This is a genomic window from Spirillospora sp. NPDC049652, assembly GCF_040675125.1.
Taxonomy (GTDB): Bacteria; Actinomycetota; Actinomycetes; order Streptosporangiales; family Streptosporangiaceae; genus Spirillospora.
This window is the reverse complement of the sequence record NZ_JBFAOF010000279.1, coordinates 1-7,924: the sequence shown is the minus strand read 5'-3', so window position 1 is coordinate 7,924 and position 7,924 is coordinate 1. Positions and strand designations below refer to the sequence as shown.

The window sequence follows — 7,924 nt, the reverse complement described above, 5'->3', positions numbered from 1 at the left end:
ATGCGCCGTTCGGGGAGGCCGCCGAACGGCGCATGGTCCCCGGCCTCGGCACGAGCGCCCGGCCCGCCCTCGTGGACGAGTCGTACGTCGACGACGTCGTGCACGTCCCCGAGCCGGACACGATCCGCACGGTGCACCGGCTGTCCGCGCGCGGCTTCCTGTTCGGCGGCTCCACCGGAACCGTCGTGTCCGGCGCGGCCCGTTGGCTCGCCGCCCGGCGCCCCGCCGGCGGGCGCCGCCCGGTCGCCGTCGCCATCGCGCCCGACCTCGGCGAGCGCTACCTCGACTCGATCTACGAGGAGGGCTGGCTCGCCGAGCACTTCCCCGGCCTGCCGGACGCCCCCGGCCTGGGCGTGCCGGACATCGACGTCCTCGGCGTCCGGCCCTGACCGGCCCCTTCCCCTTCCGTCTCGTCCCCGTCCGCGAAACCGCAGAGGAGCGCACCCTGATGTCCCAGACCCCGTCCTTCGCCGTGATCTCCGGCGCGCAGGTGCACGGCGCCGTGCACGGCCGCGAGACCGAGGTCACCGCCATGGTCGAGGCCGCCTACCGGCTGCACGGCGAGGGCGCGACGGTCAACCCGGACTCCTACTTCCTGCGCTTCCCGGACCGTCCCGCCGACCGGATCATCGCGCTGCCGGCGTCGGTCAAGGGCGAGGTGAACGCGCACGGCATCAAGTGGATCTCCTCGTTCCCCGGCAACGTGGCGAACGGCGTCCCGCGCGCCTCGGCCGTGCTGATCCTCAACGACACCGAGACCGGCTACCCGTTCGCGTGCCTGGAGTCGTCCATCGTCAGCGCCGCCCGGACCGCCGCGTCCGCCGCGCTGGCCGCCGCGCGCATCGCCGACGCGCGCGGCTCCCGGCCCCGCCGCGTCGGCTTCTTCGGCGTCGGCCTCATCGCCCGGTACATCCACACCTACCTCGCCGCGAACGGGTTCGAGTTCGACGAACTGGGCGTCTTCGACCTGAAGCGGGAGCACGCGGAGGGCTTCCAGGAGTACCTGGGACGCACCGAGACCGGCACGGTCACCATCCACGACGAGGCCGAGAGCCTCGTCCGCTCGTCCGACCTGATCGTGTTCGCGACGGTCGCGGGCGAGCCGCACGTCCACGACCCGGCCTGGTTCGCGCACAACCCGCTCGTCCTGCACGTGTCGCTGCGCGACCTGTCCCCGGAGATCATCCTGGCGTCCTGCAACGTCGTGGACGACGTCGAGCACTGCATGAAGGCCAACACGTCCCCGCACCTGGCCGAGCAGCGCGTCGGGCACCGGGAGTTCGTGGCCGGGACGCTGTACGACGTGCTCGTCGGGAAGGTCGTCCCGCCCGCCGACAAGCCCGTCGTCTTCTCCCCGTTCGGCCTCGGCGTCCTCGACCTGGCCGTCGCCCGCCACGTGTACGACCACGTCACGGCGGCCGGTGAGCTGCAGGAGGTCCCCGGCTTCTTCCACGAGATGAAGCGCTACGGCTGACACCGGGACGGGCCCCGCGGCGGGTGATCCCGCCGCGGGCCCCGCCGCCTAGCTCAGCGCGACCGCCAGAACCACGTCGACCAGGCGCGCGGCGGCGTCCGGCCGGCCGAGCGCGCGTGCCCGCCGCGCCATCTCGGCGCGTTGCGCGGGGTCGCCCAGGATCGGCCCGACGGCGTCGGCGAGCTGCCGGGCGGTGACCTCGCCGAGCAGAGCCCGCGCCGCCCCCGCCTGCTCCAGGTGCTCGGCGTTGTGCGCCTGCTCCCCGCCCGCCGAACTGGCCAGCGGAAGCAGCACGGCGGGCTTCCCGAGCGCGGTCAGCTCGGCGATGGTGCCCGCGCCGCTCCGGGAGACGACCACGTCCGCGAGCGCGAGGATGTCGGGCAGCTCAGGCCCCACGTACCCCGCCAGCCGGTACCGGCCCTGCGGCAGGCCCGCCGTCGCGCGCCGGATCTCCTCCTCGTTCGCCGGTCCGCACTGGTGCACGACGTTGGCGCCGGTCAGCAGCCACGGCAGGATCTCCACCACGAGGCGGTTGATCTGCTGCGACCCCTGCGCCCCGCCGGTGACGTACACCGTGGGGAAGCGCCGGTCCAGGCCCAGCATCGCGGCCGCCTTGTCCGCGTTCCCCGCCAGGACCTCCGGCCGGACGGGGTTCCCGGTCACCACGGCGCCGTCGCGCGCGGCGGCGGGCAGCAGCGGCAGCGTCGACTCCGAGGACACCGCCATCCGCGTCGCCCTCTTGGCCAGCAGCCGGTTGGTCAGCCCCAGCCGGACGGTCTGCTCGTGCACCACCAGGGGCCGCCGCCGCATCCGGGCCGCCACTCCCACCGGCACCGCCACGTACCCGCCGGTCGCGAGCACGACGTCCGGCCGGAACCGCCGCATCACCGACCGTGCCTGGAACACGCCCAGGGGCACCCTCGCCATGTCCCGGATGTTCGACACCGACAGCATCCGCAGCGGGTTGGAGTGCCGCCGGATCTTGCCGGTCGCGACCGCCTCGAACGCGATCCCCTGCTCCCCCGCGACCCGCATCTCCAGGCTGTCCGCCTGGCCGATCCACAGCACCTCGGCGGGCGGCAGTCCCGCGGCCGCCAGCTCCCCCTGCAGCGTGCGGACGGCGGTCAGCGCGGGATAGGTGTGCCCGCCGGTCCCGCCGCCCGTGACGATCATGCGCATCGGCCGTCCGAGCCGCTGCAGCGCGGCCCCGACCTCCGGATTGGTGATCACTGTGAGTACCGATCTCTCTCGACGCCCAAAACGCGTGACGGTAGCAAACCGGCCGACTCGCCCGACCACCCCTTAGCGCCCTGACGAGTTAACCCAGTGTGCGCAGGGATATACATCGAGTGATTACCGTCGGTCAGAGAGGCTCACCACTATGCAAGAGGCTGTCGCGGGGGCTGGGACCGCGTCCTTCACGATGACGCCGTACACCGACAACTGCGCGCGGCTGTGCGAGCGGGCCGAGCACGTGCTCGTCGGCGTCAGCCCGGGCAACGGCTACTTCAACCGGGAGCGGCTGTCGGCCCTGCTGCGCTGGGCGGGCGCCACGTTCGCCAGGGTGGACGTCATCGTGCCGGACGCGTCGCTGGTGCACACCTACCAGGCGCTCGGCCAGTCCCCGGACAAGGCCCGGAAGAACGCGAGCTACAAGGCGGGCAAGACGTTCCGCCGCATCTCCCGGGCCTGGGAGGAGGCCGGCGTCCCGCCGCTCCGGCAGCGCATCCACCTGTTGTCGAACTTCCTCGACCATCCCGTCTACGCGCGGCTGCGCGCGGAGGCGCACCGGGCGGTCGCCGAGGACCCCGCGCTCCGGGAGGTGTTCCTCCAGGCCAGCCGCAAGGTGCTGAAGGTCTACCTGAAGGCGGAGGAGCCCAGCTTCGCGCAGGTGGACGAGGGCAAGAACTACCTGATCGCCGAGATGCCGTGGTGCCTCGACACCCCCGGCATCCTGGGCGTGCCCTCCTCGGTGGCGGTGTACCACCAGCGGCTGCCGATGGCCGAGCTGATGTTCGCCTCACCGCACCTCGACGTCTCGCCCCTGCAGGGCCACGCCGTGGCCCGCCCGCTGGCCGACGGACCGCTCGCGCCGTGACGGCCTCCGAGAGCGCCGTGGCCGAGGACGCGCCTCCCTTCCCGTTCGGGGACTGGGGGTTCGCCCTCGCGCCCGAGTACGCCGACGCGCGCGCGGCCGGCGCACCGGCCGTCCGGGTGACCACCGCCAACGGCGACCGGGCCTGGCTCGTCACCCGCTATGACCTGGCCCGCCGCGTGCTGGGCGATCCGCGGATGAGCCTCACCGCGGCGCTCGACCCCGACGCGCCGCGTCAGGAGCCACTGCCACTGCGCGCGCCCGAGGGCACGGGCGACATCGTCACCGCCCTCAAGGACGCCGGTCTCCACAAGGTGGTCGCGGACGCGCTGGGCCCGCGGGCGGTGAAGCTGCACCGGGAATGGACGGCCGACCACGCGCGTCACCTGCTGGACGCCCTGGTCCGCGACGGCGCGCTTGCCGACCTGCGGGCCGGGCTGACCCTGCGGCTGCCCTTCGCGGTCAGCTGCCGCGTGCTCCTGGGCGACCTGCGGGAGGACGAGCTTTCCCGGCTGAACGGATGGGCGGACGCCGCCCTGTCGTGGGGCCCCGGCTTCAGCCGCCACGGCCTCGGGGACGTCGCCACCGCGCAGGACGAGATCTACCGGTTCTTCCTGCGCCGCCTGCCCGAGCTGGTCGCCGCTCCCGGTGACCACCTGGTCAGGAAGGTCGCGGCTCCCGGCGTTCTCGACCCGCGCGACCTGGCCGTCTTCGGGGTCTCGATGTTCCTGGCCGGGTACCGGACCTCGTCGAGCTTCCTGAGCGGCGCCCTGGTCACCCTGCTGCGCCATCCGCAGGCCGTGCGGGCCGTGCGCGACGATCCGGGCCTCGTCCCCGCGACCGCCGAGGAGCTGCTGCGCTTCACCCCGATGGCCACCGGCGGGGCCAAGCGCCTGGCGACCGAGGACGTTGACCTGGACGGCCTGGTGATCAGGGCGGGCGAACTCGTCCTGGTCTCGCTGGAGGCGGCCAACCACGACCCGGACGCCTTCCCCGAACCCGATGTCTTCGCGCCCGGACGGGACGCTCCCGGCCAACTCGGCTTCGGTCACGGCACCCACTTCTGCCCGGGGAACCGGCTCGCCCGGATGCAGATCGAGGCGGTGGTCGGCGCGCTGGCCGAGCGTTCCCCGGCCCTGCGCTTGGCCGTCCCGGCAGACGACCTGCGGTGGACGGAGGGCGCCGGGTTTCGGACGCCCCTGGCGATCCCCGTGACGTGGTGACCGCCTCGGTCCTTAGAAGCCCGCGCCGCCGAAACCCGTGTTCCCCGAACCGACGACACCGACGAGGTGGTCCGCCATGAACGCTCCGTCCGACTCCGCGCCGCGTGAGACCGAACTCGCCCGGCTCGCCGCGTACCTGCTGGCCAGCGCCCGTTCCCTGGTGGACGACCCGACGCGGTACGGCCCCTTCCGCCTCCTGGACGCGTCGCGCCGGGCGCTGCTCGTCCTGGCGGTGGACGGCGCGCTCCACCCGGACCTCGCCGCCGTCCTCGCGCGCCTTGAGGAGACCGTGTGCTCCAAGGCGGAGGTCGACGTCCCCGCCCTGTTCGACTCGCTGTGCCTCCAGATGGACGGCGCCCTGAAGTCCGCGGAAGCCGGCGTGGGCGCCGCGGCGTCCTGACACCGGCGGCCGGTCCCGCCTCAAGGAGGAAGAGGCCCGTATGTCCACCCACACGATCCCGCCGGCGGCCGCGCCCGCCGAACCACCGCTCGGCCCCCGCGCGGACCCCGCCGAAGCCCTGCGGGTCATCCGGACGCGGAGCGTGGTCCGCGACTTCACCGGCGAGCCCGTCTCGGACGCCGACGCCGAGGCGCTCGCCGCCGCGATGGTGGCGGCTCCCAACGGCGCGAACCTTCAGGCGTGGGCGTTCATCATCGTCCGCGAGCCGCGGCGCCTGCTCTCGGTCCGGGCGTTCGCGCCTGGCGTGATCGGGGTCCCGTCCCTGCTCCTGATCGCCTGCCTCGACCACTCCCGGTACGCCGACGTGGAGGACGCGCGCACCCGCCGAGAGGGGAAGCTGTGCGTCGCCATGGCCGTGGAGAACTTCCTGCTCGCGGCGCACGCGCTCGGCCTGGGCGCGTGCCCGTCCTCCAGCTTCCTGCCCGAGCCGGTCCGCGTGCTGCTGGACCTGCCCGCGCATCTCGAACCGGTGATGCTGGTGGCCGCCGGGCACCCGGCCCACCCGCCGCAGCCGTCCGTCCGACGCCCCATCGAAGAGGTGGTCCGCTATGACAGCTACGCCTGACACGTCCGGGCTGGAGACCGAGCTCGTCCAGTTGGCCGCCCACCTGCTGCACAGCGGTCGCGACCTGCTGCTGGCCGCCGAGCCTGACGGCCCGCTCCGTCTGATGGACGCCGCGCGCCGGACGCTCGCCCTCCTGGAATCGCAGGGCACGGCCGACCCGCACTACAGCGCCGTCCGGGCCCGCATCGAAGAGGCCCGTCGCTCCGGGGAGGACATCGACGTCCCCGCCTTCCTCGACACGCTGTGCCTCCAGATGGCCCGCGGCCTGAAAGCCGAGGCCGGGCCCGCCTAGTCAAGGCGGGCCCGGCAGCTCGGGCGGTCGGAGCGGTTCGAGCGGTTCCGGCGGGACGGGCTATTTCTGGCGGGCGCGGTAGACGGCGGTGGAGGTGCCGAGGATCAGGACGGCGCCGAGCCAGAGGACGCCGCGCAGCGCCACGTGGTCGACCACCAGGCCGCCGAAGAGGGCGCCGAGGGCGATCGCCAGGTTGAACAGGCTGGTGTTGAGGGCGGTGGCGGCCTCCGCCGCGTCGGGGGCGGAGCGCAGGATCCAGGTCTGCACGCTGACCGGGATGCCGCCGAACGCCAGCCCCCACAGGACCAGCAGGGCGACGCCGCCGACCGGGTTCGCGCCCACCAGCGGGAACAGCGCGAGGACGGCCGCGAGGGTCAGGCTGAGGATGAGGATCGTCCGCCGGATGTCGCGGGAGAGCAGCATGCCGGCGAGGAAGTTGCCCGCGATCCCGGCCGCGCCGAACAGCAGGAGCAGTGCGCCGACCGAGTTCTTCGGCAGCCCGGCCACCTCGCGCAGCAGCGGGTTGATGAAGGTGAAGGCGGCGAAGTTGCCGCTGACCAGGAAGAACGTGGCACGGCCCGGTTCCGTCGTCGGGCTGGACGGTTCCGGTTCGGCGTCCCTGGGCGTCGCGCTGGTCGCCGGGGCCGCCACCGGCGAACCGGTCGAAACCGCTGCGGAACCGGGCGGCGCGGCGCCCGGCGGGACGAACGGCTGGTGCGCGGTCGTCGGCATGCCCGAGTTCGGGGTGCTCGCGGCGTGCGGCATGGGCGCCGATCCGCGCCGCCTGCTGCTGGTGGACGATCCGGCGGAGCGCTGGCCCGACGTGGTCGCGGCGCTGGTCGAAGCCGTGAGCCTGGTCCTGGTGCGGCCGCCCGAGCGTCCCGCGCCCGCGGTCGTGCGCCGCCTGACCGCCCTCGCGCGCAAGCACGGCAGCGTGCTCACCCTCACCGGCCCGGCCACGCGGGACTGGCCGGGCGTGCGGTTGCGGCTCGCCGTGACCGAATCCCACTGGGAGGGCCTCGGATACGGCCATGGCGTCCTGGGCGGACGGCGGGCGCTGGTCGTCGCCCAAGGCCACGACGCGCCGGGGGCGGGACGGCGCGAGTGGCTGTGGCTGCCCAACGCCTCCGGCCACGTCGAACCGGCCGAGTCTCCGCGCGCCCGCACGACGGGACGTCCCGCGCTGGAGGTCGTCCGGCCCCGGAGGGTGTCATGAGCAGAGTGCTGGTGGTGTGGTGCCCCGACTGGCCGGCGACGGCGGTCGGGATCGAGGCCTCGGTGCCGGGGGCCGTCGTCGAGGATGGGCGGATCGCGGCCTGCACGTCCGCCGCGCGCGCCGAGGGCGTCCGGCGCGGCCAGCGGGTCCGGGACGCGCAGCGGCGCTGCCCCGAACTGCTCGTGCGCACGCGCGACACCGACGCCGAGGGCCGCATGTTCCTGGCGATCGCGGCTGCCGTCAGCGAGCTGACGCCGAGGGTGGAGGTCGTCCGGCCGGGTCTGTGCGCGGTGCCGGCGCGCGGCCCCGCGACGTTCTACGGCGGCGAGGAGGCCGCCCGGGTGCTGCTCCAGGACGCGGTGGTCGAGGCGGGCTTCGACTGCGGCGTGGGGGTCGCGGACGGCCTGTTCGCGGCGGAGCTCGCAGCGCGCGTCCAGGGCGGCGTGGTGGTCCCGCCCGGCGGCGCGGCGGCGTTCCTCGCGCCCTACCCGATGGCGGTCCTGGACCGTCCCGACCTGGCCGGCCTGCTGGACCGGCTCGGCATCCGGACGCTGGGCGACTTCGCGGCACTGCCCGCCGGGCACGTCGCGGGCCGGTTC

General features: G+C 74.3%; 10 protein-coding genes and 1 pseudogene. 9 read left to right on the top strand and 2 right to left on the bottom strand.

Annotation, left to right across the window (positions count from 1 at the left end; all coding sequences use genetic code 11):
• Together AB0J52_RS19160 and sbnB are read left to right on the top strand one after the other, a co-directional pair.
• A pseudogene (locus AB0J52_RS19160) lies at positions 1–389 on the top strand (2,3-diaminopropionate biosynthesis protein SbnA); the annotation flags it as partial.
• Positions 390–448: 59 nt separating this feature from the next.
• On the top strand, positions 449–1,474 hold the full coding sequence (sbnB, locus tag AB0J52_RS19155) for a 2,3-diaminopropionate biosynthesis protein SbnB (RefSeq protein ID WP_500182939.1): 1,026 nt from the start codon (positions 449–451) through the stop codon (positions 1,472–1,474).
• 48 nt (positions 1,475–1,522) lie between these two features.
• Here sbnB and murG read toward each other — a convergent pair whose 3' ends face one another.
• Positions 1,523–2,653 (bottom strand): undecaprenyldiphospho-muramoylpentapeptide beta-N-acetylglucosaminyltransferase, encoded by a 1,131-nt coding sequence (gene murG, locus AB0J52_RS19150; RefSeq protein ID WP_500182941.1) that lies wholly within the window; start codon positions 2,651–2,653, stop codon positions 1,523–1,525.
• A gap of 202 nt (positions 2,654–2,855) precedes the next feature.
• On the opposite strand from murG, the gene AB0J52_RS19145 reads away from it, so the two are divergent.
• From AB0J52_RS19145 to AB0J52_RS19125, 5 genes are all read left to right on the top strand, one after another.
• The gene (locus AB0J52_RS19145) at positions 2,856–3,572 is read left to right on the top strand and encodes a tRNA-dependent cyclodipeptide synthase (RefSeq protein WP_500182938.1); all 717 of its coding nucleotides are present in this window, start codon (positions 2,856–2,858) and stop codon (positions 3,570–3,572) included.
• Positions 3,569–4,792, top strand: coding sequence for a cytochrome P450 (locus tag AB0J52_RS19140; RefSeq protein ID WP_500182937.1), 1,224 nt, complete (start codon positions 3,569–3,571; stop codon positions 4,790–4,792). Before AB0J52_RS19145 ends, AB0J52_RS19140 begins: the two co-directional genes overlap by 4 nt.
• Before the next feature lie 76 nt (positions 4,793–4,868).
• Entirely contained in the window at positions 4,869–5,192 is a 324-nt protein-coding gene (locus tag AB0J52_RS19135) for a DUF6092 family protein (RefSeq protein WP_500182936.1), read from the top strand.
• A gap of 40 nt (positions 5,193–5,232) precedes the next feature.
• Positions 5,233–5,817, top strand: a complete 585-nt coding sequence (locus tag AB0J52_RS19130; protein WP_500182935.1) for a nitroreductase family protein — start codon at positions 5,233–5,235, stop codon at positions 5,815–5,817.
• Positions 5,801–6,109: a DUF6092 family protein gene (locus tag AB0J52_RS19125; protein ID WP_500182934.1), complete on the top strand. Its 309-nt coding sequence runs from the start codon at positions 5,801–5,803 to the stop codon at positions 6,107–6,109. Before AB0J52_RS19130 ends, AB0J52_RS19125 begins: the two co-directional genes overlap by 17 nt.
• Positions 6,110–6,169: 60 nt before the next feature.
• On the opposite strand, the gene AB0J52_RS19120 is transcribed toward AB0J52_RS19125, so the two are convergent.
• The gene (locus AB0J52_RS19120; RefSeq protein ID WP_500182933.1) at positions 6,170–6,841 is read right to left on the bottom strand and encodes an MFS transporter; all 672 of its coding nucleotides are present in this window, start codon (positions 6,839–6,841) and stop codon (positions 6,170–6,172) included.
• Here AB0J52_RS19120 and imuA' point away from each other — a divergent pair.
• Positions 6,729–7,325, top strand: coding sequence for a DnaE2-dependent mutagenesis accessory factor ImuA' (imuA', locus tag AB0J52_RS19115; protein ID WP_500182940.1), 597 nt, complete (start codon positions 6,729–6,731; stop codon positions 7,323–7,325). The two genes, AB0J52_RS19120 and imuA', sit on opposite strands and share 113 nt — an antisense overlap.
• Positions 7,322–7,924, top strand: a 603-nt coding sequence (locus AB0J52_RS19110; RefSeq protein ID WP_500182932.1) for a DNA polymerase Y family protein, incomplete at its 3' end; no start/stop codon positions are given. The genes imuA' and AB0J52_RS19110, both read left to right, overlap by 4 nt.